Origin of the sequence: Nonomuraea sp. NPDC050643 (genome assembly GCF_040654715.1) — a bacterium.
Lineage (GTDB): Bacteria > Actinomycetota > Actinomycetes > Streptosporangiales > Streptosporangiaceae > Nonomuraea.
Map to the genome: position 1 here is coordinate 216,196 of NZ_JBFAIM010000003.1, position 23,352 is coordinate 239,547.

A 23,352-nucleotide genomic window follows, 5' to 3' on the forward strand; every position below is an offset into this window, starting at 1 on the left:
GTCCTCACTCCGCCTCACTCGCGATGGCGTTGATCGCCGCCGCCGTCATCGCACTGCCGCCGCGCCGGCCGTGCACCACCAGATACTCGAGGTCGCTGCCGGCGAGCGCCCGCTTGGACTCCTCCGCGCCGATGAAGCCGACGGGGACGCCGAGCACCGCCGCGGGCCGGCCGGCGCCCTCGGCGACCAGTTCGAGCAGCCGGAACAGAGCGGTCGGGGCGTTGCCGACGGCCACCACCGAGCCGTCCAGCCGGTCGCGCCACAGCTCGAGCGCGGCGGCGCTGCGCGTCGTGCCGAGCCGCTCCGCCAGCTCCGGCACGCCGGGGTCGGACAGCGTGCAGATCACCTCGTTGGCGGCGGGCAGGCGGCGCCTGGTCACACCGGAGGCGACCATCTGCGCGTCGCACAGCACGGGCGCGCCCCGGCGCAGGGCCTCCCGGGCCCGCCGGACCACCTGGGGGGACCAGGCCAGGTCCCTGACGAGGTCGGTCATGCCGCAGGCGTGGATCATCCGTACCGCGACCTGGGCCACGTCGGGTGGCAGGGCGGTGAGGTCGGTCTCGGCGCGGATGGTCGCGAACGAGCGCCGGTAGATCTCGGCGCCGTCGCGAAGGTAGTCGGTCACTGCTGCCTTTCCTGGTATCCGTCGCCGGTGGCGACCATCTGGGTGACCTCGCCGGGCGGGAGCCCGCAGCGTCGCTCGCATCCCGCCCAGTGGGTCGGGGTGGGGCGGGGGCCGGTCAGGCTCGCCACCCAGCGGCGGGCGTCGGCCTGGACGTCGGCGAGCGACTTCGCGCACCCCGGCCGCCCGGTGCAGGCCGTCACCCCCGCCCACGGGGACCGCGGATCGGCGCTCAGCCCGGCCTCCTCCAGCCGCCGCGCCACGTCGTCGACCTGGTCCGCCGGCAGATCCGGCACCACGACACTGCGCCAGGGCGTCAGCCGCACGGGCCCGGCCGCCGCGAGGGTCCTGGCCTGGGCGGGGGTCAGGCGGCCGAGCGGGGCCAGGACCTCCAGGGCCACGCGGCCGTCCCGCTGGGCGGTGCATCCTGGGCGGTGGGGGACGGCAGGGGACAGGGGGCTGCCGGTGGTGGTGGCGCCGCCCAGGCGGGCGGCGATGCGGGCCGGCCCGTCGGGCAACTCACCGATACGCCAGGCGGCGGCCGGCGCGGGCCCGCCCGACTGGCCTTTTTCCTGATCGCCCGGCTGATCGCCCGCTGTCGCGAGGCCGGGCGGCCGGGCGTTCGTCGGTTCGGCGCTTTGAGCGGCTCGTTCGTCGAGGAAGGCTTCGGCGGACGCGAGCATGGTGGGCACCACCGACTCGGGGGTCAGGGCGAGGCCGGAGTCCGCGCCCGCCAGCAGCAACCGGCCGTTCAGGTGGGTGACGTCCGCGTTCAGCGCCGTCATGTCGCCCGTCCCGTCGTCCAGGGCGAACAGGAAGCGACCCGGCAGCCCGGCCAGCCGGGGCCGGGCGCACAGCTCGTGGTCGAGGGCCTCGACCAGGGCCATGATCGCCCGTCCGCCCAGTGGTGAGGCGACGATGTTGCGGACCCGCTCATGGGAGGGTGACGGCAGGAGGCCCGCCGCCGCGATGCGGGCGGCGAAGGCGGCAGGGGAGCGCAGGCCGCGTACCTGGACGTTCGCCCGGGAGGTCAGCTCGATCACCCCCGTCCCGAGCTCCGCCGCGCACGCCGCCAGTTCGAGTAGCCGGGCCGGGGAGATCGCGCCGCCGGGCAGGCGGACGCGGGCCAGGGGGCCGTCGGCGGCCTGGTGTACCTGTAGCGCTCCCGGACAGGCGTCAGGGCGTACACGTCCGGGAAAGTCGGCTATGGACACGAAAAGGATGGTAACGCCTGTTCTGATGGCGGCCTCCCCTGTCGTAGGCTCCTCGGTAGGCGATGGCAAAGGGAGGAAGCCGGTGCGAATCCGGCGCGGTCCCGCCACTGTGACCGGGGAGCGAACCCCACCGCAGGCCACTGCCCGGAGACGGGTGGGAAGGCCGGGGTGAGTGCCGATCCGGGAGCCAGGAGACTCCTGCCGTCGTGACACCCGCGACCGGGGCGAGGACCCCCAGGGAGGATTGCGCCGTGCCTGGCGACAGCCGTACCGTCCTGCTGCTTTCCACCTCCGACACCGACCTGCTGAGCGCCCGCGCCAGCGGCGCGGGCTACCGGCTGGGCAACCCCGCCCGGCTGGCGGCCGAGGATCTGCCCGGCCTGCTCGAAGACGTCGATCTGGTCGTCCTACGCCTGCTCGGTGGACGCCGCGCCTGGGAAGAAGGGCTGGACGCGCTGCTGGCCGGGTCGCGGCCGGTGGTGGTGCTCGGCGGCGAGCAGGCGCCGGACGCGGAGCTGATGGAGTTGTCCACGGTCGCCGGCGGGGTCTGTGCCGAGTCCCACGCCTATCTGGCGCACGGCGGGCCCGGGAATCTGGCCGAGTTGCACGCGTTCCTGTCCGACACCGTGCTGCTGACCGGTCATGGGTTCGCGCCGCCGGTCCCCGCGCCCTCGTGGGGGCGGCTGGAGCGGGCAGCCGGTACGCGCGGCGGGCCCGTGGTGGGCGTGCTCTACTACCGGGCGCATCACATGGCGGGCAACACCTCCTTCGTCGAGACACTGTGCGCGGCCGTCGAGGCGGCGGGCGGGCAGGCGCTGCCGGTGTTCTGCTCGTCCCTGCGCACGGCCGAGCCCGAGCTGCTCGAAACCCTGCGCGCGGCCGACGCGCTGGTGGTCACCGTGCTGGCGGCGGGCGGTTCCCGACCGGCCACGGCCGGTGCGGGCGGCGACGACGAGGCGTGGGACGTGGGCGCCCTGGCGGCCCTGGACGTGCCGATCCTCCAGGGGCTCTGCCTGACGACCTCGAAGCAGGCGTGGGAGGAGAACGACGACGGCCTCTCCCCGCTGGACGCGGCCTCGCAGGTGGCGATCCCCGAGTTCGACGGGCGGATCATCACGGTGCCGTTCTCGTTCAAGGAGATCGACGAGGACGGGCTGACCGTGTACGTCGCCGACGCCGAGCGGGCCGCGCGCGTGGCGGGCATCGCCGTACGGCACGGCCTGCTGCGGCACACCCCGCCCGGCGAGCGGCGGCTGGTGGTGATGCTGTCGGCGTACCCGACCAAGCACTCCCGGGTGGGCAACGCGGTCGGCCTGGACACCCCGGCCAGCACCGTACGGCTGCTGGCCCGGCTCGCCGAGGCCGGCTACGACCTGGGCGAGGGCTTCCCCGGCGTGGCCGAGCAGGACGGCGACGCGCTCATCCACGCGCTCATCGCCGCCGGCGGGCAGGACCAGGACTGGCTGACCGAGGAGCACCTCGCGGGCAACCCGGTACGCATCTCGGCCGCCTCCTACGAGCGCTGGTACCGCACGTTGCCCGCCGGGCTGCGCGAGGAGATGGAGCGGCACTGGGGGCCGCCGCCCGGCGAGCTGTTCGTGCACGAGGGCGACATCGTGCTGGCCGCGCTGCGGGCCGGGAACCTGGTGGTGATGGTCCAGCCGCCGCGCGGTTTCGGGGAGAACCCGATCGCCATCTACCACGACCCCGACCTGCCGCCCAGCCACCACTACCTGGCCGCCTACCGCTGGCTGTCGGCCGAGTTCGGCGCGAACGCGATGGTGCACGTGGGCAAGCACGGCAACCTGGAGTGGCTGCCGGGCAAGTCGGCGGGCATGTCGGCCGCGTGCGGCACCGACGCCGCCATCGGTGACCTGCCGCTGGTCTACCCGTTCCTGGTCAACGACCCAGGAGAGGGCACGCAGGCCAAGCGGCGGGCGCACGCCGTGCTGGTGGACCACCTGGTGCCGCCCATGGCCCGCGCCGACACCTACGGCGACGTCGCCCGGCTCGAGCAGCTCATGGACGAGCACGCCACGATCGCCGCCATGGACCCGGCCAAGCTGCCCGCGATCAGGGCGCAGATCTGGACGCTGATCCAGGCCGCCCGGCTCGACCACGACCTGGGGCTGGCGGACCGGCCGCACGACACCGAGTTCGACGACTTCCTGCTGCACGTGGACGGGTGGCTGTGCGAGATCAAGGACGCGCAGATCCGTGACGGCCTGCACGTGCTCGGCCAGGCGCCCGAGGGCGAGGGGCGGGTGGATCTGGTGCTCGCGGTGCTGCGGGCGCGGCAGATGTGGTCGGGGCGCGAGACGCTGCCCGGCCTGCGCGAGGCCCTCGGCCTGGCCGAGGACGGCACGGCCGGGCTGGGCGCCGTGGACCGGGCCGAGGCCACGGCGCGTGCGCTGGTGGCGGGCATGGAGGAACACGGCTGGGCGGTGGAGGCGGCGGACGAGGTCGCCCGCGCCGTACTCGCCACGGCGGATGAGGTCGCGGACGCCGGGTTCGAGACAGCGGGCGGGGCTGTCGTCGGCGGGCACGAGGCGGTGGCCGGAGCCGTTCTCGGCGGGATCGAGGCGGTGGAGAGCGCCGGACCGGAGGGTTCTGGTGTTTTGGCCGCGCGGGAGCGGGTGGCGCTCGTCGCTCGGGTGCTCGGGTTCGCCGCCGCCGAGGTGGTGCCGCGGCTGGCCCGTACCACCGACGAGCTCGATCACATCCTGCACGCGCTCGACGGGGGCTACGTGCCCGCCGGGCCGAGCGGGTCCCCGTTGCGCGGGCTGGTCAACGTGCTGCCGACCGGCCGTAACTTCTACTCCGTCGACCCGCGCGCCGTGCCGAGCCGGCTGGCGTGGGAGACCGGGCACGCGATGGCGGAGTCGCTGCTGGAGCGCTACCGCGCCGACACCGGGGAGTGGCCGCGTTCGGTGGGACTGTCGGTCTGGGGCACCAGCGCCATGCGGACGGCGGGCGACGACGTGGCCGAGGTGCTGGCCCTGCTCGGCGTCCGTCCCGAGTGGGACGAGGCCTCGCGGCGCGTCACCCGCCTGGAGCCGATCCCGCTCGCGGAGCTCGGCCGGCCCAGGATCGACGTGACGGTACGCATCAGCGGGTTCTTCCGCGACGCCTTCCCGCACGTCGTGGCCATGCTCGACGACGCCGTACGGCTGGCGGCCGGCCTGGAGGAGCCGCACGAGGACAACTACGTGCGCGCCCACGTCGCCGCCACCGGCGGGGACGAGAGGCAGGCGACGATGCGGATCTTCGGTTCGGCGCCGGGCGCGTACGGGGCCGGGCTGCTGCCGCTCATCGACAGCCGCAACTGGCGCGACGACGCCGACCTGGCCGAGGTGTACGCGGTGTGGGGCGGCTTCGCCTACGGCCGTGACCTCGACGGCGTCGCCGCCCGGCCCCAGATGGAGGACGCCTACCGCCGGATCGCCGTGGCCGCCAAGAACGTCGACACCCGCGAGCACGACATCGCCGACTCCGACGACTACTTCCAGTACCACGGCGGCATGATCGCCACCGTACGGGCGCTCACCGGCAAGGCGCCGGCCGCGTACGTGGGCGACAGCACCCGGCCCGACGCCGTACGCACCCGGACCCTGTCGGAGGAGACCTCGCGCATCTTCCGCGCCAGGGTCGTCAACCCGCGCTGGCTGGCGGCGATGCGGCGGCACGGCTACAAGGGCGCCTTCGAGCTGGCCGCCACCGTCGACTACCTGTTCGGCTACGACGCCACCACCGGGGTCATGGCCGACTGGATGTACGACAAGCTCACCGAGACCTACGTGCTCGACCCCGAGAACCAGGCGTTCATGGCCAAGTCGAACCCGTGGGCGCTGCACGGCATCGCCGAACGCCTGCTGGAGGCCGCCGAGCGCGGCATGTGGGAGCACCCGGACCCGGAGCTGCTGCGCGGGCTGCAGGAGGTCTACCTCAAGACGGAGGGCGACCTGGAGGACGACGAGACCAACCGCTGAGCCAGCTCGGGCGTACCGGCCCAGTGCAGGTGCAGGTAGGACGCGGTCACCCGGGCGTCGCCATGGCCGTCGGCGCCGCCCGGCCAGCGGAACAACGGCTCGCCCGGGTAGGTGACGGTGGTGCGGTGGAACTCGTGGCCCCGATAGCGCTCGCCCGGCCGGGTCAGGGGCGAGCGGCGCAGGGCGACGGCGTCGCGGTAGCCGAGGGTGAGCTTCGGGGTCATGCGGGCGCGGCCCGGGATCCGTCCGCACATCGGGCGGCCGTCCAGCTCCTCGCACAGGTACAGCAGGCCCGCGCACTCGGCCGCGATCGGGCCTTCGAAGGCCGCCACCTGGGCGCGTAGCGGCTCGTTGGCGGCCAGGTCGGCGGCGTACACCTCGGGGAAGCCGCCGCCGATGACCAGCGCGGCGGTGCCGTCGGGGAGGCGCTCGTCGCGCAGCGGATCGAAGACGGCGAGCTCGGCTCCGGCGGCGCGCAACAACTCAAGATGCTCCGCATACCCAAAGCTGAACGCCACCCCACCCGCCACCGCCACAACCCCGCCCCCAGCACCCACTCCACCTCCGGCACCTGGCCCGCCCTCAGCAACCGGCGCGCTTTCGAGGCCCGATTCGCTCCTGGCGTTCGACTCGCCTGTTCCGTTCGATCCGGGTGATCGGTGCGGGGTGCCCGTGTCCTTTGCCGCGTGTTCGGTCTCCGGGTTCCAGGGTGGGCCGGGCAGGGTGGGGGCCGTGGTGGCCAGGCGGAGCAGGGCGTCGAGGTCGCAGGAGCGGGCGACCAGGGCGCCGAGCCGCCGCACCGCGCGTACCGCCTCGGCCTCGCGTTCGACGGCCGGCACCAGTCCCAGGTGCCGGGACGGGGTCGAGACGGCGTCGTCGCGGCGGATGGCCCCGAGCACCGGCACGCCCGCCGAGGCCAGCGCCGCCCGGCACAGCTCCTCGTGCCGGTCCGAGCCGACCCGGTTCAGCACCACCCCGCCCACCCGTACGCGCGGGTCGAACGTGGCGAACCCGTGCACCACGGCCGCCACCGACCGGCTCTGCCGGGCCGCGTCCACGACCAGCACCACCGGCGCGTCCAGCAGCCTGGCGACGTGCGCCGTCGAGGCGAAGTCCGTCTCGCCCCTGCCGTCGAACAGCCCCATCACGCCCTCGACCACCGCCACGTCGCACCCGGCCGCGCCGTGCAGGAACAGCGGCGCCACCCGCTCCTCGCCCACGAGCCACGGGTCCAGGTTGCGTCCGGGCCGCCCGGTGGCCAGCGCGTGGTAACCCGGGTCGATGTAGTCGGGCCCCACCTTGTGCGGCGACACCTCCAGCCCGCGCGCCCGCAGCGCCGCCATCAGCCCCGTGGCCACCGTCGTCTTGCCGCTGCCGGACGAGGGCGCGGCGATGACGAGCCGGGGAACTACCACTCGATCCCCTTCTGGCCCTTCTGCCCGGTGTCCATGGGATGGCGTACCTTGCCCATCTCCGTCACCAGGTCGGCCACCTCGATCAGCCGCTCGGGCGCGTCCCTGCCGGTGATCACCACATGCTGGTTGCCCGGCCGCCCGGTCAGCGCCGCCAGCACGTCGTCCAGCTCCAGCCAGCCCCACTTCAACGGGTACGTGAACTCGTCCAGCACATAGAAGCGGTACGTCTCGGCCGCCAGATTCCGCTTGATCTGCTCCCACCCCTCGCGGGCGTCGGCCGCGTGGTCCTCCTCACTGCCCGGCCGCTGGATCCACGACCAGCCCTCGCCCATCTTGTGCCAGGTCACCGAGCCGCCCTCGTCGCTCTCGCCGAGCACCTTGAGCGCCCGCTCCTCACCGATGCGCCACTTGGCCGACTTCACGAACTGGAACACCCCGACCGGCCACCCCTGGTTCCAGGCCCGCAGCGCCATCCCGAAGGCGGCCGTGGACTTGCCCTTGCCGGGGCCGGTGTGGACGATCAGCAGCGGCCGCGTACGGCGCTGGCGGGTGGTGAGGCCGTCGTCGGGCACGACGTCCGGTTTGCCCTGCGGCATGGTCAGACCGCCTTCCTGTAGTCCCGCACGACCGACCCCAGATCGGCCAGCGAGTCGAGCGGTACGAGCCGGGCCCGCAACCGCATCGCCAGCCGGCCCGCCAGCCCGAGCCGGACCGGACCGTGCTCGCAGTCCACGACCACCGCCGCCGTACCGTCGAGCAGCGCCGCCGCCCGCTCCACGGCCGTGGTCTCCGCGAACGTCGTCCGGCCGTCGGTGACCAGCACCAGGAGGGGACGCCTGGCCGGGTCGCGCAGGCGCTCCACGCGCAGCACCTCCGCCGCCCGTACAAGTCCGGCCGCCAGGGGCGTACGCCCTCCGGTCGGGAGCGAGCGCAGCCGGGCCGCGCCCGCCTCCACCGACGACGTCGGCGGCAGCGCCAGCTCGGCCCCCCTGCCCCTGAACGTGATCAGCCCGACCTTGTCACGGCGCTGGTAGGCGTCCAGCAGCAGGCTCAGCACGGCCGTCTTGACGGCGGTCATCCGCTTGCGCGCCGCCATCGAGCCGCTCGCGTCCACCACGAACAGCACGAGGTTGCCCTCCCGCCCTTCGCGCACCACCTCACGGAGGTCGTCAGCACGCATCACGAGCCCGCGACCGGCACGTCCGCGCGCGCTCTGATGCGGCGCGGCGGCCCGCATGGTCGCGATCAGATGCAGGTCACGCACCCGACCGGCGGGCAGCCGCGAGCCGGTGGCCCGCCCTCTGGGGGTACGCGCCCGCGACCGCCGCCCCACCACGCCCTCACCGAGGCCCGGCACCTCCAGCAACGGCACCCGGTACGGCACCGCCACCCCATCAACCCGCCCGGCGCCACCGGCCTCACCGGCCTCATCTCGGCCGGCCTCCGCACCGTCACCCGCACCGCGATCCGAACCGTTGCCCGCCCGGCCGTCCGAACCGTTGCCCGCAGCACTGTCCGAAGCACGGTCGTCCGAACCCATGCCCGCGCCGTCGACCGGCCCTCGGTTCGCCCGGCCATCCGACGAGTCGCGGGCCCCGCCGTCCGGGTCGCGGCCCGCCCTGCCGTCGGCCGTGGCATCCGGCCCGCCTGCCGCGCCGTCGGGCCTGCCGTCCGGTCCGCTGCCCCGGCCGTCGTCGGCGGCGCCGCGAGAGCCGTCCTCCCCGCCCGGCCCGTCACCGGAGCCGTCGGGGCCGCCGTCAGAACCTCCGTCGGGGTCGTCGTCCCCGTCGCAGCTCGCCAGCAGCTCGTCCAGCAGGTCCTCGTCCAATCCGGGCGCGTCGAACGGGTCGCGTCGCCGCCGGTGCGGCAGTGACAGCCGGGCCGCGGCCCGTACGTCCTCCGTGGTCACCGTGTCGCGCCCCTGCCAGGCCGCGTGCGCGATGGCGGCGTTGGCCGTGACCAGGTCCGCTCGCAACCCGTCCACCTCGAAGGCCGCGCACACCGTGGCGATCTGCCGCAGGCGCGCGTCGGGCAACCGCACGTCGGGCACCCGGGCGCGGGCCCGCGCGATCCGTCCGGCCAGCGCCGACTCCTCCGCGGCCCACCGATCGGCGAACGCCTCGGGCCCGGCCTCGAACGCCAGCCGCCGCCGTACCACCTCCGCCCGCTCCCCGGGATCCCGCGACGCCTTCACCTCGACCGTCAGCCCGAACCTGTCGAGCAACTGCGGGCGCAGCTCGCCCTCCTCGGGGTTCATGGTGCCCACCAGGAGGAAGCGGGCGGCGTGCCGTACCGACACCGACTCCCGCTCCACATAGCACGTGCCCAGGGCGGCCGCGTCGAGCAGCAGGTCCACGAGGTGGTCGTGGAGGAGGTTGACCTCGTCCACGTACAGGACCCCGCGGTGCGCCGCGGCCAGCAGGCCCGGTTCGAACGCCTTCACGCCCTCGGTCAGTGCCCGTTCCACGTCCAGCGAGCCGACCAGGCGGTCCTCCGAGGCGCCGACCGGCAGCTCGACCAGCGCGGCCGGGCGCCGCAACCGCTGGGCGCCGGGCTCATGGGGGCCGTCCGGGCACCCGGGGTCGGGGGCTGCCGGGTCGCACGCGAACCGGCAGCCGGGCACCACGTCCACGGCCGGGAGCTGGGCCGCCAGCGCCCGCACGATGGTGGACTTGGCCGTCCCCTTCTCCCCGCGTACGAGCACCCCGCCGACTCTGGGGGAGACGGCGTTGAGCACCAGGGCCAGCTTCAGGTCGCCGAGCCCGACGACGGCGCTGAAGGGATAGGTGACGATCAAGACACGACCTTCCTGTTGACGTGGGCGACCCGCCAGCCGTCCCGCGCGTGGGTCAGTTCGGTGGTGGACAGGGGCGCAAGGTCGAACCGCGCGGCACCAAGGAGCGCAAGCGAAGCAACACTCCCCGGCGCGTGGGGTGTGGTGGTCAGGGCGGTGGTGTTCGGGGCGTGTGGTGTGGCGGCAATGGCGGTGGTCGTTGATGCGTGTGCGAGTGCCGCTCGGATGACGCCCACGTCGCAGACGACCACCCCCTCGGGTCTTTCACGCATCGTGTCGAGCCATCCCGCCACCCGCGCCGCCATCGCCGCCAGGCTCTCGCCGCCGTGTGGCGCCGCCTCCGGGTCGGCCAGCCATCGCGCCAGCGCCTCCGGTTCCTCCTCGGCGACCCGCCCGTACGGCAGTCCGCGCCATCGGCCGCAGTCCGCCTCGGCGAGCGCCGCCACGACGCGCGGCTCCAGCCCCATGGCGGCGGCCGTCTGCCGGGCCGCCGGGGCCGGCGCGACCCACGCCGTGCCCGCGGGCAGGCGCAGGGCGGCGGCCCTGGACAGGCTCGCCGGGTCGGCGTCCTCGTCGGCGGGGAAGCAGGCGGTCCGCATCCCCGGCGTCGTGGCGAGCCGGACGAACAGCACCGGGTCAGCCGCCCGGCGCGGCGCCGACGGGAGCGGACGCCGTGGCGCGCGCCGCCCTGTCGCTCACCCAGCCGAACAGCACGCCGAACGCCGCCCAGAAGACGAGCTGCGTGCCGAGCGAGGCGAGCCGGAACTCCCACAGGAGTGTGGCGGGGAAGCCGTCCGGCACCTCGTTGATCGACGGCAGCAGCGCCCAGGCCGCCACCACCGGCACGAGGAACGCCAGCGCCGTCGCGACCCACCGCGCCCACGGCCCCGCCGTGACGCGCCGGGCCGTGGCCACCGCGATCGCCGTCGCGGCCAGGCCGACGAGGATCATGACCACGTAGAGCAGGGTCCGGCTGTTGATGGTCTCGGGGTCTCCGACGGCCGGAGGGTTGGCTGGATATTTCACGAACGGTACGAGGATGACCGCCACGAACGCCGTCCCCGCCGCCGCCAGGGCCAGCGGCCCGTCGGTACGAGGGCCGACCCGGCCGCGCAGTCCGGCGTACACGAGGGCGAAGATCCCGCCCACGGCGAGTCCGTAGAGCCCGGTGGCGAGGAACAGCCCGGCCTTCTGCGCCGGCCTGCTGACCTCGGCCTCCTCGCCATGGCTGTGGTCGGGAGCCTCTTCGTGCGCTGTGGCGGCGGCCGCCTCTTCCAGGGCGATCGCGCTGTCCACGCGCGGCTCCCCGAAGGCGAAGGCGAAGCCGCCCGCGATGAGTCCGGCCAGCAGCCCCAGAAGCAGGCCCCTGACCAGGAGGGTGCGTACCATGCCGCGCTCTAGTGGCAGGGCACGCCGAGCAGATGACGCCCGTCGTGCATCAGCTCGTGCAGGAACGCGCCGGTCTGGGAGATGGCGCCGTTGTCCATCAGCACCAGGTAGGCGACGAGCAGCAGCAGCGGCACGGACAGCAGCCAGCGACGCAGACGGGGGAAGGGGATGACGGTGGAAGGAGTGGCCAGACCACTCATACGAGCCTCCTCAGGGTGACGCGTCCCATTTCGCGAGGTCACGGTCTCCAAGCGACCTGGCTCCCGGGATCTACGTCCCGGATACAGTGGCGCGTCCGCACCGGCATCTCACCGGATTTCCCTTGGACAACCGTGAAATCTACCGGAACGTATCCTTTCCTCCTGTTCGCGTCAAACACCTCCCACATGACGGGACTCCGCGGTGCGCAAGAGATTCCGGCCGAGATCATCGCCGGTCTCGCCCGGCTGAGCGCTGGCCGCCGTGGTCGCAGGTCCGTCTGGCCGGGCGCAGGCGGAGCGAGCGGTTGTGCCGGGGGCTTGCGGATGGGTCGATCTTGGTGTCGGATGCCGACCAGTGGGCCGATCGGCGAAGGAGTGCCGCATGAGCGAGAGCACCGAGGTCGTCATCATCGGAGCCGGTCCGGCCGGCCTGACCCTGGGCAACCTGCTCCTGCGGGCCGGGGTCGCGTGCGTGGTGCTGGAGCGGCAGAGCCGGTCCTATGTGGAGCAGCGGCAGCGGGCGGGCGTGCTGGAGCACGACGGCGCGCGGGTGTACGAGGACTGGGGCCTGGGAGACTCGGTGCTGGCGGGCATGCCGCACGACGGTCTCCTGGAGATCCGGGTGGACGGCGAGCCGCACTTCCTCGACCTGCCCACCCTGGCCGGCGGCAGGACGGGGCGGATCGTGCCACAGCAGGTGCTCGTGGGCCGGCTCATCGGGGCCTTCCTGGCGGGCGGCGGGGACCTGCGGTTCGACGCGGCCGAGGTGATGCCCCACGACGTCGGGAGCGGCGGCGCGCCGAGGGTCACCTACCGCGATCCCGGCGGCGCGGCGTACGAGATCGCCTGCGGATACGTCGCGGGCTGCGACGGCTTCCACGGCATCAGCCGGGCCGGCGTGCCGGACGGGGAGCTGACCACGTACACCTACGACCACGGCATCGGCTGGTTCACCGTGCTGGCCGACGCGCCACCGCCACGGCACCCGCTCTTCGGGATCCACGCGGCCGGGTTCGCGGCGCAGTTCGCGCGCGGGCCGCGGGCGAGCCGTTACTACCTCCAGTGCCCGGCGGGCGACGCGCTCGGCGAGTGGACCGACGAGCGCGTCTGGGCCCAGTTACGCCTGCGGCTGGGCGACGACGGCCTGCCCACGGGGCCGATCACGGAGAAGGCCGTGGTGGAGATGCGCAGCTTCGTCGTCGACCCCATGCGGTACGGCCGCCTGTTCCTGGTCGGCGATGCCGCCCACATCATCACCCCCATGGGCGGCAAGGGGATGAACCTGGCGATCGCCGACGCGAACGTGCTCGCTCACGCGCTCCGCGCGGCCGTGCGCGACGGCGACGACGGGCCGCTGGCCGCGTACTCGGCCACCTGTCTCAAGCGGGTGTGGAACCACCAGGAGTTCTCCCGCTGGATGACCGAGATGATGCACGACTCCGGCGACGCCACGCTCGCCGGACCGTTCCGGCACCGGCTCGCGCGAGCCCGCCTGGACCGGCTGTTCACCTCCGGCGCCGCCGCCCGCGCCTTCGCCGACCTGATGGCCGGCGGCTGAATTTTCACAATCTAAGCAATTGTCGCATTGTGGTAAAAAACCCTTATGGGAAACTCCTCCGCGGATCAGCCTGACCAGGATGCGTACGTCCGTAGAGAGCTGCAACGGCTGCGCGACAGCATCGACAATCTCGATGCCGCCCTCGTCCACCTGCTCGCGGAGCGGTTCAAGTGCACCCAGGAGGTCGGCCGGCTGAAGGCCGAATATGAGCTGCCCCCGGCGGATCCGGAGCGGGAGGCGCGGCAAATACGGCGGTTGCGCAGTCTCGCCGAGGAGTCGAAACTCGACCCCGTCTTCGCCGAGAGATTCCTGAATTTCATCATCGCCGAGGTCGTCCGGCACCACGAGTTAATCGCGGCGGCACGCGCGAACGACTCGGGCGCCGGACCGGGCCTGCGCCGCAGCGCGGCCAACTGACACGCCCGAGGAAGGCACAGCGCGCGGACGGCTACGGGTCGCGACTCTCCGCCGGAAACGGCACCTGCCCCGGGGGCTCCTGCCCCGGCGGCACCGGCCTCGGGGGCGCCACCGAAGAGCGCTGGATGAGGCGGGAGCGCAGCGTGTGCATCTCGCGGGCGGGCTCGGCCCCGCCCAGGATGTCGAGCAGCACCGCGGCGGCCTTCGCCCCCAGTTCGTGCACCGGCTGCGCGATCATCGTCAGCGGCGGCTCCATGACCGCCGCCCACGCGCTGTCGTCGAACCCGATCAGCGCCACGTCGTCCGGATAGGACAGCCCGGCCTTCCGCAGGGCGCGCAGTGAGCCCGTCATGCCGTCGGTCTCGGTGCAGAACACGGCCGTGACGCGGTCGGGCAGCGCCAGCATGCGGCTCACCTCGCCCACCACCCGCTGCTCGGTCTTCGGCCCCACCATCACCAGGTCGGGATCGAACGGGATGTGCGCGTCGTCGAGCGCGTCGAGGTAGCCGCGCAGCCGCTCGCCGTCGGTCCAGAGGTTGCGGGAGGCCGCCGCCAGCAGTTCGCGCCTGGTGGCCGGCGCCTGCGCCACCGGCGGCCCCCAGACGAACCCGATGCGCCGGTGCCCGGCCGCGACGAGCACCTCGACGGCCTCGCGCGCCGCCTCACGGTTGTCGATGACGACCGCGTCGAGGTCGAGCGCGGCCACCGCGCGGTCGACGAGCACGACGGGGATGCCCCGGTCGATGGCCGCCCTGAGGTGGGCGACCTGGTCGCGGTCGAGGGCGGCGGAGGCCACGATGACGCCGTCCACGCGCTTGTCGATCAGCACGTTGGTGGCCGCGACCTCCTGCCCCAGGTTCTCGTACGTGCTCAGCACGATCACGTCGAACCCCCGCTCCCGCGAGGTGTCGGAGATGCCCCGTAGCAGCCCCGCGAAGAACGGGTTGCCGATGTCGGCCACGATCACGCCGAGCGTGTGACTCACCCCGGTGGACATGCTCCGCGCGAGCGCGTTGGCCCGGTAGCCCAGCTTCTCGGCCGCCGCGAGCACCCGCGCCCGCAGCTCGGGGCTGACGTAGCCGTAGCCGCCGAGTGTGCGGGCCGCCGTGGCGCGGCCGACGCCGGCCTCGGCGGCCACCTCGGAGATCGTCGGGCCGGCCTGGCCGCGGTCAGCTGGCATGGTCCTCGTCCCTTGTTCCTGATAGGCCCATCAAATGCTAGTCACGGGCGTCGGCCGGCCGTGACCGAAAGCGCCTTCGACGAAGCATTGTCCGCGAGCCGTCTCCGCGCCCAGCCGCAGCGCCCGCTCGATCATGGCAGGCCGGGCCGGTGCGGCCCTGCTCCAGCCGTCGCGCAGCAGCGACACCGCGAACCCGGACAGGAACGCGTCGCCGCAGCCCATCGTGTCCACGATGCCCTGCGCCAGGCTGGCCGGGGCCGACAGCGTGACCTCGCCGTCGTGGGCGATCGCGCCGTGCACGCCGCGGGTGCCGAGCGCCAGCCGGGCGCCGCGCCGTACGGCCTCGGCGAGCAGGCCGGCGGTGGCCTCCTCGCTGAGGTGGGAGCAGGACAGCAGCACCAGGTCGGCATGCGGGCAGACGCGGTCGAGGTAGGCGGGGGAGCGGTGGTCGTCCTCGCTGGACAGGTCGAAGCTGACCAGCGTGCCCAGCCTGGGCAGCTCGGATTCGCTGCGCGAGTAGACGCTCGAATGCACGAGGTCGAAGCCGCCGGCGTAGCGGAGCAGGTCGTCGTCGAGCACGAGAGGCTCCTGCACGGTGACGCCTCCGCCGTTCCAGCCCAGGAAGACGCGGTCGCCGTCGTCCACGCGCAGGTGGGAGACGCCGCTCTCGCCACGCCGTACGACGCAGCGGTCCACCGCCACGCCCTCGGCGGCGATCGAGTCACGCAGGAAACCGCCGAGCCCGTCGTCGCCGAACACCCCCAGGTACGCCGCCTCGACGCCGAGCCGCCGGGCGTACACGGCGACGTTGACGCTGTTCCCGCCCGGGTAGTCGATGCCCCGGTCGAGGAACCGGTCGACGATGTTGTCGCCGAAGCCGAGCACTCTCATGCCTCAGTAGTCCATGACCCGGTAGTAGCGGCGCAGGTCGAGTGAGTGCTCGCGGACCCGCTCCAGGTGCTTGCTGACCCGGCTCATCACGGTGTCGAGGACGACGGGCCCGAGCAGGCCGCGGAACTCGGGGCTGATCCCGGTGAGGGGGTAGTCGCGGGTGTCGAAGACGGTGACGTCCTTGGAGACGCGCCTGGCGAAGGACTCGGCGCGGTCGGTGAGCGGGCGGGTCTCGTCCTCGCCCTGGAAGATGATGACGCTGGTGTCCTCTTCGAGCAGTTCGAGCGAGCCGTGGAAGAACTCGGCGCTGTGCACCCTGGTCGTGCGCAGCCACTGCATCTCCTCGAGGATGCACATGGAGTACAGGTAGGTGAAGCCCCAGAGGTTCCCGCCGCCGATGAGGAAGTGGAAGTCGTCGTCCTTGTGCGCGTCGGCGAACGCGGCGGCCACCGGCTCGGCCTGCCGGGCGACCTCGACGAGCACCGACGGCAGGCCGGCCAGCTCTCCGGCCAGCCTGTCGTAGCCGTCGAACTCGCCCCTGCGGGACAGCAGCCGGCCCATGAGGAGCAGGAGCTGCATGTCGAAGGGCCAGGTCTTGGGCTTGGAGACGAGCGCCGCGTCCACCTTCGTGGCGATGGGGGAGTCGGGGTGCCCGGTGAAGGCGACCGTGTAGGCGCCCTTGGACTTGCAGTACTCGATGGCGCGGACGCTGTCGTCGGTGGTGCCGGAGACCGAGGTGAACACCGCCACCGTGCCCGTGCCCAGGCGGGCGTCACCGGAGACGATCAGCTCGGCCGCGATCGCGGCGCGCACGTCGAGCGTGGACAGGCGCCTGGCGAGGTGCTCGTACGGCCACATCTGGGCGTAGGTGCCGCCCGCGCCGACGAGGAGAACCTGGTCGAATCCCTCGTCCACGAGCCGGTCGACCAGCTCCTCGATCTGAGGGCGCAGGGCCACCGCGCTGGCGACCTGGGAGACAAATTCCGGCTCGTTGAATCCGAGCATCATCGCATCCTTTCCGGAGGAAATGCCGCGACCGGCGCCGTACATGCGGCCTGATACCGGTATCACGCGGCAGTCACGTTGGCACAGCGAGCCGCGACCCGTCAACCTCGCGGTTCTTGAAATAGCTACTGACCTGCCGATATGACCGCGCCGACCAGGTCACGCCGGGTTAACGAAAGAAAGATCTTGGCTTGCGGGTCTGGTACCGGTATCAGAGCGGCTGTAGGGTCGGCCAACACCAAGGCTCCTGGAAGAGAAAGGAAGCCCATGCGCCCTCGCGCACTGCCGACGTTCGCGGCACTCGTCGGGACCCTCACGCTGACCGCCTGCTCCGGCGGTGGTGCCGCACAGGCTCCCGCGGCCGACGCCGCCGCGACGCCCGAGTTCTCGGGCACGCTCAGCATCCTCACCAAGTTCGCCGGCGACCCCACGGGTCCCTACTTCGAGAACCTGGCGGCCGCGTACCAGAAGCAGCACCCGCAGGTGAAGGTGGAGCTCATCCAGGAGACCGACCAGAGCGTCAAGGACAAGCTCAAGACGCTCACGGCCTCCGACGCGCTGCCCGACGTCTACTTCACGTGGACCGGCAACTGGGCGGACAACTACATCCGCGGCGGCCGGGCGGCCGACCTGACCAAGGTGATCGGCCCGGACACCGCGTGGGGCAGGACGTTCAGCCCCGGCTCGCTGGCCGCGTTCGCGCGTGACGGCAAGAACTACGGGATCCCGCTGTACGGCAACGGCAAGTTCATGGGCTACAGCAAGAGCGCCTTCGGCAAGGCCGGGGTCAAGCCGCCGGCCACGTTCGAGGAGCTCGTGGCCGCCTGCGGCCCGCTGCGCGAGGCCGGGTACGAGCCCATCGCCTTCGGCAACAAGGACGGCTGGCCCGCCCTGCACTACCTGCAGCAACTGTTCGCGTACAACGTGCCCGACGCCATCCTCCAGGCCGACTTCGTCCCGGAGACCGCCAAGCTCGACGACCCCGGCTACGTCACCGCGCTCAACCAGTTCAAGACCCTGGTCGACCAGTGCACCGACACCCGCGACGGAACCAACGGCGTGCTCTACTCCTCCGCGCAGGAGGCGTTCGCCAACGGCAAGGCCGCCATGTACTACCAGGAGATCCTCGAGTTCGACAACGCCACGTCCGGCAAGGTCAAGCCCGGCGACTTCGGCATCTTCCAGCTCCCCGCCCCGCGGGGCGCCGCCGGGGACGCCACGGTGCTGGAGGGCTCGCCCGAGGGATACCTGGTCAACGCCAAGTCGCCCAGGGTCGCGCTGGCCGTGGACTTCATGAAGTTCGCCACGAACCCGGACAACGCCAAGACCCTGTCGTCGCCGCCGTACGGGCAGCCCAGCACGGTCGTCGGCGCGGTCACCCCCGAGACCTCCAGCAAGGCCGTCCACGAGGGCGTCCAGCTCGTCAACAAGGCGTCGAAGCTGGCCATCTGGCTCGACACCGTCACCGTGCCCGAGGTCGCCGACGCGTGGCTGGCCGGCGGCGAGGGCCTCATCAGCGGCGGGATGACCGCCGAGAAGGTGCTCGAAAGCGTGCGCCGGGCCTCGACCGAGGCCAAGTAGGAGGACCGCACGTGCGCGCCACCTTGCGAAGGATGCTCGGGCTCGCCTGGGTGCTCCCCGCCCTCGTGCTGGTCGGGGTGTTCGTCTACCTGCCGCTCGTCCAGAACCTGCGCTTCAGCACGCTCAAGTGGGACATCTACAGCGGCAGCGAGGAGTACGTCGGCCTCGGCAACTACACCAAGCTCGTCGAGGACCCGGTCTTCTGGTCGTCGCTGGGGAACAACGCCCTCTACGCGGTGATCTCGATCGTGTTCCAGGTGTTCGGCGCGCTCGTGCTGGCCGCGCTCATCGAGAGCATCCGGGGTGAGAGGTGGCGGCGCGCCCTGCGCGCGATCTACTTCATCCCGGCCGCGCTCTCGCTGACCGTCGCCGGCCTGCTGTTCTACTTCATCTACGAGCCGAACCTGGGCCCGCTCAACCACGCGCTGCAGGCCGCCGGGCTCGACCGGCTCACGCAGGCGTGGCTGGGCCAGGAGAGCACGGCCATGCCGGCGATCATCGCGATGAGCCAGTGGCAGGGCTTCGGCTACTCCACGCTGCTGTTCGCCGTCGCGATCCAGCGCATCCCGTCGGAGATCTACGGGGCCGCCGCCATCGACGGCGTCGGCCCCGTGCGCCGCTTCACGCAGGTGACGCTGCCGCTCGTGCGGGAGATGACCGGCCTCATGGCGATCGTCACGATCTCGGGCGCGTTCCAGGTGTTCAACGAGGTCATGGTGATGACCGGCGGCGGCCCCAACAACTCGACGCAGGTGCTGGGGACCTGGCTGTACCGCAGCGGCTTCGTCCGCAACAACTTCGGCTACGCCGCCGCGATCGCGACCGTCCTCTTCGTGATCACGCTCGGCATCGCGGTGGCGCAGCTCTGGGTCACCCGCAGGAGAAGGGTGGAATGGTGAGGCGCCTGAGCTTCCTGGGCGTGATCGCCCGCGTCTTCATGTGGGCGTTCCTGCTGGCCCTCGCGGTGGTCGTGCTCTATCCCCTGCTGTGGATGACGCTCAACGGGTTCAAGACCAACGCCGAGCTGTTCGGCGACCCGTTCGCGCTGCCCCTGAGCTGGAGCTTCGAGAACTACCAGAAGGCGTGGAACCGCGGCGTCAGCGACTACCTCACCACCAGCGTGCTGGTCACCGTGACCTCGACGGTCGCCACCGTGTTCATCAGCGCGTGGGCCGCCTACGGGCTCACCCGCGTGGCCGTCCCGTTCGGCCGGACGCTCACGTCGCTGATCCTCGGCGGGCTCATGCTGGCCCCGACCGTGGCGCTGGTGCCGCTGGTGAAGATGTTCCAGGCGATGGGGCTGTACAACACGTTCTGGGCGCTGCTCATCCTCTACACCGCCTTCCGCATTCCGTTCACGACCTTCCTCATCCGCGCGTACATGATCGACCTGCCGCGCGAGGTGGACGAGGCCGCCGAGATGGACGGCGCGGGCCGGTGGACCGCGTTCTGGCGGGTCATCCTGCCGATGTGCAAGCCGATCCTCACCTCGACGGTGCTGCTGCACATCCTGTTCACCTGGAACGAGTACCTCTTCGCGATGGTCTTCACCAGCGGCTCCGGCGTGCAGACCCTGCCCGTCGGGCTGACGAGCCTGATGAGCAAGCACGGCACCGAGTACCCGGTCGTGTTCGCCGCGATGGTGATCGCGGCGCTCCCGGTCGTGCTGCTGTTCTTCCTCGGCCAGCGCTACATCGTCAAGGGGCTGGCCGACGGCATCGGCAAGTGAGGACGCCGCGGTCAGTCGAGCAGGGCGACCAGGGCGACCCGGACGGCTTCCGGGTCGTCGCCCGACAGCGGGACGGCGAAGACGGCGGTGCGGTCGCGGGCTCCGTACACGACGAAGCGCAGGCCGTCGTCGTCCCACGTCTCGCGTACGTCGGAGGTGAGCTGGGCGGACGCCGCGCAGTAGGCGGGGCTGCGGCGCAGCAGGAGCAGCGACGCCTCCAGCGGGACGTCCGGCGTCGGGGGCAGGTCGAGGGGGCGGCGCAGGCGTACGAGGAGGCTCCGCAGCGGGACCAGCCAGTGACGGTCGAGCTCCGCCGAGAGTGCCAGCAGGAGCACGACCTCCGCCACGACGAGCGGCACGACCGGCGGGTACGGCCCCGCCCCGACCGCCGCGACCCCGGCCGTCAGCAGGATCCCCGCGCGGGCGAAGGCGCGCCGGTCCGCGGGCCGGGAGTGGGCGCCCAGGCATCCGCACGACGAGGTGGGCGCGGCGACGTGGGCGTAGGTGAGATAGACGAGGAACCCGGCGGCCAGCAGCGCGGCGGCCGTGCCCTCCAGGGGGTGTGCGGGCGGCGCCAGCAGCGCGGCGGCCACGGCGAGCTCGGCCAGCCCGACGAGCCGCAGCGCGGGGACCGCGCGCGCCGGGCCGGTCAGCCGGGCCAGGGCGCTCTGCCCGGCCTGCGCCCGCATCCGCCTGCTGAGCAGCTTCATCAGACCGGCCCAGAGAAGGAAGAACGCGATGACGTACGGCTGCGACGCGGCGATCCCGTGCATCTGCTGCCTCCTAGTGCGGGGAGAAGACGGTGGCGATGTCGACCTCGTTCGTGTCCGGCCGCCAGGCGCCCAGGATCTGCACGTGCTGGCTCACTTTCAGCATCGACAGGTCCGCGGTGGGCGGTGACTCGGAGTGGATGGCCACCGACTTGCCGGCCACGACGTGGCACAGCACCTCGTGACCGTTGTGGTCAAGGTGGAGTGTCTTGTCGGTGATGTTCTTGATGTGGCCCTTGATGTTGACGATGTTGAGCCACACCGACTCGGCGGCGAGCATCCCGTCGGGCATGCGCACGCCTCTGGCGTACAGGCCGTCGCCGGGCTTGGCCTGCTCGAACCCGACGGGTCCGAGCTTCCACAGGCTGGTGCCGTCCACGACCCTGATGGTGTGGAACACCATGTTGGAGCCCAGGACGAGCAGCGTGTTGTCCTTGATCGAGCGGATCCGGCCCTCGGCGAAGTCGGGGTCGGGCGCGCCGGGCTCGACCTTCTGCGCCGAGGCGGCGAAGGCCGCCTCGGGGCCGAGCGAGCCGAGCGTGGTCGCGGCGACGACACCCGCGCCGCCACCGAGCACGGCGGACTTGAGCATGTCCCTTCTGCTGCGCATCGTTCCGCCTCCTAGGCCGACGAGATCTCGCACGGCCGCAGGCCGCTGGACAGGCTGGCGATCTGGCTGTAGGCGGCCGGAGTGAGGTCGATCAGCCGGTTGCCGGCACAGGTGGCGCCGCAGCAGCTCCGCTCACCGCAGAACAGGTCGGTCTGCGGGCCGCAGTCGGCGATGGCGGTGACGACGCTGGTGCCGGTGCACAGCGCCGTGATGCGGTGCCGGTACCCGCAGGTCCTGCGGGACAGGCTGACGCCGCAGGAGTCGGGGCGGGTGATGTTCCAGCAGGCGTCGGAGGTGTTGGGCCAGGCGTGTTGAAGGTTTCCCGAGTTGCAGGTGCCGCAGGCTCCCTTACCGGTGCTGCTGCACGGTCCCCAGGCGGTGCCGCAGCAGAACCAGGAGACCTCTCCTTGGACGGGGCCGAGTAAGTCGGCGGGCGGGTCGGCGGACTTGCTACGCGCCATGCGCGTCCTCCTTGGGTGAGCTCTGGACGATCTCAGCGAGGGGGTTTGAAGGTTTCCGACTTGATCTATGAGTACCATGTAAGGATTTTTCGTCAATGCCGGATTTCTGAGCCCTGCGTGCCGCGTGCGGCGCGCGGGGCTCAGAACCACAGGTCCCACTTGTCCAGAGAGGGGGAGCGCCTTCCCGGCCGCGGCGGCCTGGCGAACTCGGCCTTGACCGGCTCGGGCGCGGGCGCGAACGACAGCGCCGGCGAGCGAAGGGCCAGGTCGGAGAGAGGCGGTTCGGGAGGTCGCGTACGCGCGCCCGGGGGAGCGGGCCGGCCGAGCCGGCGGTGGCTGGTCGATCATCGGCGCAGGCCGTCCGGCGGCCGCCCGGACTACGACTCCTCGGCCACCCCGAGGTACATGAGCTGCGGCGACGCGGGGTTGAAGGTGATCGAGGTGACCCGGTCGTAGTTGTTGTGGTTGGTGGTCACCTTGTTCGCGCGGGCGTCGTAGCGGTAGAGGTCGGTGCCGGTCCCGGCCCAGCCGGTGCCGAACTCGAAGTAGAGCACACCGGGGTTGGCCGGGTGGGTGGTCAGCAGCGGGCCGTTGGAGATCGTGATCTCGGCGCCGTGGTCCACCACGGGAGTGAAGCTGCGGCCCCCGTCGGACGACATGTAGATGTGCCGGCCACCCGAGGGCACGCCCGCGTCCAACTCCTTGAGGTTCAGCCCCATCGCCCACACCACGTTGGGCGCGACCGCGGAGATCGCGGCGCTGAACACGTTGACCTTGCCGCCCTCGCTCATCCCGGTGGCCGTCGACCAGGTGCGGCCGCCGTCGAAGGTGACACGGGCGTCGCCCGCCGAGCCGAGCACCACGTGGTCGAGGTCGGCCGGGTCGAACACGGCCGTGTAGACCATGAGCAGCTCGCTCTGCGGCCAGGCGGGCACCCCGACGGGCTGCCACGTGCGCCCGCCGTCCGCCGACTCGTGCAACTGCCCGTCCCCGTCCGCCACCCGCAGGCGGCCGGCCTGGTTCCGGTCCGTGCCGAGCCCGGCCACCTCGGGGGCGGGGGAGGTGAGCGGGGTGATGCGGCTCTCGGCCGTCGTGAGGGACAGGTTGCCCTCCCGGTCCCACGCGTAGGCGGAGCCGCCGGGGGCGGCCACGAGCTCGACGTGCGAGCCGTTCACCTGGCCCAGCGGCCGCCACGTGCAACCGGCGTCGGTCGATCTCGACAGCCGGTTGTTGGCGATGGACAGCAACGTGTCCGGCCTGTCGAGGGCCACCAGGCCGGTGGTGTAGACGACCGGGCTCAGCCTCTTGCTGGTCGGCGTGATCGTCTTGCCCTCGGTCCGCGTGTACGTCACCGTCCCGTCGCCGGTCACCGTGCCGCACGACGGCACGATCCAGTCGTCGTACCCGTTCGCGGCGGCCGGCGCGGCGGCCGACACGACCGTCAGCGCGGCCGCGACTCCTATGGTGATCGCTCTTTTCACAACTGCCTCTTCCCTGACCGGCTGAGCTCGCGGGGCCTGGCCGGCT

The 23,352-nt window shown here is 72.4% G+C and carries 21 protein-coding genes and 2 riboswitches; of the genes, 6 read left to right on the forward strand and 15 right to left on the reverse strand.

The genetic code is table 11. The annotated features are described in order from the left end of the window. Positions 1-4: 4 nt before the first annotated feature. Both AB0I15_RS05205 and AB0I15_RS05210 read right to left on the reverse strand, forming a co-directional pair. Complete coding sequence (locus AB0I15_RS05205) at positions 5-625, reverse strand: precorrin-8X methylmutase (protein ID WP_358090406.1); 621 nt, start codon at positions 623-625, stop codon at positions 5-7. Then, positions 622-1,836 carry a precorrin-3B synthase gene (locus tag AB0I15_RS05210; protein WP_358090408.1) on the reverse strand — a complete coding sequence of 405 codons (1,215 nt, stop codon included), beginning with the start codon at positions 1,834-1,836 and terminating at the stop codon, positions 622-624. Before AB0I15_RS05210 ends, AB0I15_RS05205 begins: the two co-directional genes overlap by 4 nt. A gap of 12 nt (positions 1,837-1,848) precedes the next feature. Beyond that, a riboswitch (cobalamin riboswitch) is annotated at positions 1,849-2,057 on the forward strand. Between the two features lie 30 nt (positions 2,058-2,087). Here AB0I15_RS05210 and cobN point away from each other — a divergent pair. After that, positions 2,088-5,825 carry a cobaltochelatase subunit CobN gene (gene cobN, locus AB0I15_RS05215; protein WP_358090411.1) on the forward strand — a complete coding sequence of 1,246 codons (3,738 nt, stop codon included), beginning with the start codon at positions 2,088-2,090 and terminating at the stop codon, positions 5,823-5,825. Here the strand turns inward: cobN and AB0I15_RS05220 are convergent. From AB0I15_RS05220 to AB0I15_RS05245, 6 genes are read right to left on the reverse strand one after another with little or no spacing between them, the layout of a single operon-like run. Further along, entirely contained in the window at positions 5,777-7,240 is a 1,464-nt protein-coding gene (locus AB0I15_RS05220; RefSeq protein WP_358090413.1) for a cobyrinate a,c-diamide synthase, read from the reverse strand. The genes cobN and AB0I15_RS05220 overlap by 49 nt on opposite strands. Continuing rightward, on the reverse strand, positions 7,234-7,836 hold the full coding sequence (gene cobO / locus AB0I15_RS05225) for a cob(I)yrinic acid a,c-diamide adenosyltransferase (protein WP_358090416.1): 603 nt from the start codon (positions 7,834-7,836) through the stop codon (positions 7,234-7,236). The genes AB0I15_RS05220 and cobO overlap by 7 nt, the downstream gene beginning before the upstream one ends. A 2-nt stretch (positions 7,837-7,838) precedes the next feature. Further along, positions 7,839-10,037, reverse strand: coding sequence for a VWA domain-containing protein (locus tag AB0I15_RS05230; RefSeq protein WP_358090419.1), 2,199 nt, complete (start codon positions 10,035-10,037; stop codon positions 7,839-7,841). Beyond that, entirely contained in the window at positions 10,034-10,666 is a 633-nt protein-coding gene (locus tag AB0I15_RS05235) for a histidine phosphatase family protein (RefSeq protein WP_358090422.1), read from the reverse strand. The genes AB0I15_RS05230 and AB0I15_RS05235 overlap by 4 nt, the downstream gene beginning before the upstream one ends. Positions 10,667-10,670: 4 nt before the next feature. Next, the gene (locus tag AB0I15_RS05240) at positions 10,671-11,423 is read right to left on the reverse strand and encodes a CbtA family protein (RefSeq protein ID WP_358090425.1); all 753 of its coding nucleotides are present in this window, start codon (positions 11,421-11,423) and stop codon (positions 10,671-10,673) included. Between the two features lie 8 nt (positions 11,424-11,431). After that, complete coding sequence (locus AB0I15_RS05245; RefSeq protein WP_358090428.1) at positions 11,432-11,623, reverse strand: CbtB-domain containing protein; 192 nt, start codon at positions 11,621-11,623, stop codon at positions 11,432-11,434. A 32-nt stretch (positions 11,624-11,655) separates the two neighbouring features. Beyond that, positions 11,656-11,785: riboswitch (cobalamin riboswitch) on the reverse strand. A gap of 220 nt (positions 11,786-12,005) precedes the next feature. Between AB0I15_RS05245 and AB0I15_RS05250 the strand changes: the two genes are divergently transcribed. Together AB0I15_RS05250 and AB0I15_RS05255 are read left to right on the forward strand one after the other, a co-directional pair. After that, on the forward strand, positions 12,006-13,181 hold the full coding sequence (locus tag AB0I15_RS05250; protein ID WP_358090430.1) for a 4-hydroxybenzoate 3-monooxygenase: 1,176 nt from the start codon (positions 12,006-12,008) through the stop codon (positions 13,179-13,181). Positions 13,182-13,226: 45 nt separating this feature from the next. Then, positions 13,227-13,598, forward strand: a complete 372-nt coding sequence (locus AB0I15_RS05255; RefSeq protein ID WP_358090432.1) for a chorismate mutase — start codon at positions 13,227-13,229, stop codon at positions 13,596-13,598. A gap of 31 nt (positions 13,599-13,629) precedes the next feature. Here AB0I15_RS05255 and AB0I15_RS05260 read toward each other — a convergent pair whose 3' ends face one another. Genes AB0I15_RS05260 through AB0I15_RS05270 form a run of 3 tightly spaced genes read right to left on the reverse strand, consistent with a single transcriptional unit; the run spans position 13,630 to position 16,677 of the window. After that, complete coding sequence (locus AB0I15_RS05260) at positions 13,630-14,778, reverse strand: LacI family DNA-binding transcriptional regulator (RefSeq protein WP_358090435.1); 1,149 nt, start codon at positions 14,776-14,778, stop codon at positions 13,630-13,632. A 30-nt stretch (positions 14,779-14,808) separates the two neighbouring features. Further along, entirely contained in the window at positions 14,809-15,669 is an 861-nt protein-coding gene (locus AB0I15_RS05265; protein WP_358090438.1) for a PfkB family carbohydrate kinase, read from the reverse strand. A 3-nt stretch (positions 15,670-15,672) separates the two neighbouring features. After that, positions 15,673-16,677 carry an SIS domain-containing protein gene (locus tag AB0I15_RS05270; RefSeq protein WP_358090442.1) on the reverse strand — a complete coding sequence of 335 codons (1,005 nt, stop codon included), beginning with the start codon at positions 16,675-16,677 and terminating at the stop codon, positions 15,673-15,675. Between the two features lie 264 nt (positions 16,678-16,941). On the opposite strand from AB0I15_RS05270, the gene AB0I15_RS05275 reads away from it, so the two are divergent. From AB0I15_RS05275 to AB0I15_RS05285, 3 genes are read left to right on the forward strand one after another with little or no spacing between them, the layout of a single operon-like run. Further along, entirely contained in the window at positions 16,942-18,255 is a 1,314-nt protein-coding gene (locus AB0I15_RS05275; RefSeq protein WP_358090445.1) for an extracellular solute-binding protein, read from the forward strand. 11 nt (positions 18,256-18,266) lie between these two features. Beyond that, a complete protein-coding gene (locus AB0I15_RS05280; RefSeq protein ID WP_358090448.1) occupies positions 18,267-19,154 on the forward strand; it encodes a sugar ABC transporter permease in 888 nt (295 codons plus the stop codon). Next, on the forward strand, positions 19,148-19,984 hold the full coding sequence (locus AB0I15_RS05285; protein ID WP_358090451.1) for a carbohydrate ABC transporter permease: 837 nt from the start codon (positions 19,148-19,150) through the stop codon (positions 19,982-19,984). Before AB0I15_RS05280 ends, AB0I15_RS05285 begins: the two co-directional genes overlap by 7 nt. An 11-nt stretch (positions 19,985-19,995) precedes the next feature. On the opposite strand, the gene AB0I15_RS05290 is transcribed toward AB0I15_RS05285, so the two are convergent. The 4 genes from AB0I15_RS05290 to AB0I15_RS05305 form a co-directional block, all read right to left on the reverse strand. Then, the gene (locus AB0I15_RS05290; protein ID WP_358090454.1) at positions 19,996-20,757 is read right to left on the reverse strand and encodes a MauE/DoxX family redox-associated membrane protein; all 762 of its coding nucleotides are present in this window, start codon (positions 20,755-20,757) and stop codon (positions 19,996-19,998) included. A 10-nt stretch (positions 20,758-20,767) separates the two neighbouring features. Beyond that, the gene (locus AB0I15_RS05295) at positions 20,768-21,364 is read right to left on the reverse strand and encodes a cell wall protein (protein ID WP_358090457.1); all 597 of its coding nucleotides are present in this window, start codon (positions 21,362-21,364) and stop codon (positions 20,768-20,770) included. Between the two features lie 11 nt (positions 21,365-21,375). Further along, a complete protein-coding gene (locus AB0I15_RS05300; RefSeq protein ID WP_358090460.1) occupies positions 21,376-21,825 on the reverse strand; it encodes a hypothetical protein in 450 nt (149 codons plus the stop codon). A gap of 377 nt (positions 21,826-22,202) precedes the next feature. Further along, positions 22,203-23,306, reverse strand: a complete 1,104-nt coding sequence (locus AB0I15_RS05305) for a sialidase family protein (RefSeq protein WP_358090463.1) — start codon at positions 23,304-23,306, stop codon at positions 22,203-22,205. Positions 23,307-23,352: the final 46 nt, after the last annotated feature.

Excerpts from the sequence above, each read along its gene's own strand:
- AB0I15_RS05240 (WP_358090425.1), bottom strand. The coding sequence starts at position 11,423 with ATGGTACGCACCCTCCTGGTCAGGGGCCTGCTTCTGGGGCTGCTGGCC.
- AB0I15_RS05265 (WP_358090438.1), bottom strand. The coding sequence starts at position 15,669 with ATGAGAGTGCTCGGCTTCGGCGACAACATCGTCGACCGGTTCCTCGAC.
- AB0I15_RS05255 (WP_358090432.1), top strand. The coding sequence starts at position 13,227 with ATGGGAAACTCCTCCGCGGATCAGCCTGACCAGGATGCGTACGTCCGT.
- AB0I15_RS05300 (WP_358090460.1), bottom strand. The coding sequence starts at position 21,825 with ATGGCGCGTAGCAAGTCCGCCGACCCGCCCGCCGACTTACTCGGCCCC.
- AB0I15_RS05270 (WP_358090442.1), bottom strand. The coding sequence starts at position 16,677 with ATGATGCTCGGATTCAACGAGCCGGAATTTGTCTCCCAGGTCGCCAGC.
- AB0I15_RS05260 (WP_358090435.1), bottom strand. The coding sequence starts at position 14,778 with ATGCCAGCTGACCGCGGCCAGGCCGGCCCGACGATCTCCGAGGTGGCC.
- AB0I15_RS05285 (WP_358090451.1), top strand. The coding sequence starts at position 19,148 with ATGGTGAGGCGCCTGAGCTTCCTGGGCGTGATCGCCCGCGTCTTCATG.
- AB0I15_RS05275 (WP_358090445.1), top strand. The coding sequence starts at position 16,942 with ATGCGCCCTCGCGCACTGCCGACGTTCGCGGCACTCGTCGGGACCCTC.
- AB0I15_RS05250 (WP_358090430.1), top strand. The coding sequence starts at position 12,006 with ATGAGCGAGAGCACCGAGGTCGTCATCATCGGAGCCGGTCCGGCCGGC.
- AB0I15_RS05245 (WP_358090428.1), bottom strand. The coding sequence starts at position 11,623 with ATGAGTGGTCTGGCCACTCCTTCCACCGTCATCCCCTTCCCCCGTCTG.
- AB0I15_RS05290 (WP_358090454.1), bottom strand. The coding sequence starts at position 20,757 with ATGCACGGGATCGCCGCGTCGCAGCCGTACGTCATCGCGTTCTTCCTT.
- AB0I15_RS05295 (WP_358090457.1), bottom strand. The coding sequence starts at position 21,364 with ATGCGCAGCAGAAGGGACATGCTCAAGTCCGCCGTGCTCGGTGGCGGC.
- cobO (WP_358090416.1), bottom strand. The coding sequence starts at position 7,836 with ATGCCGCAGGGCAAACCGGACGTCGTGCCCGACGACGGCCTCACCACC.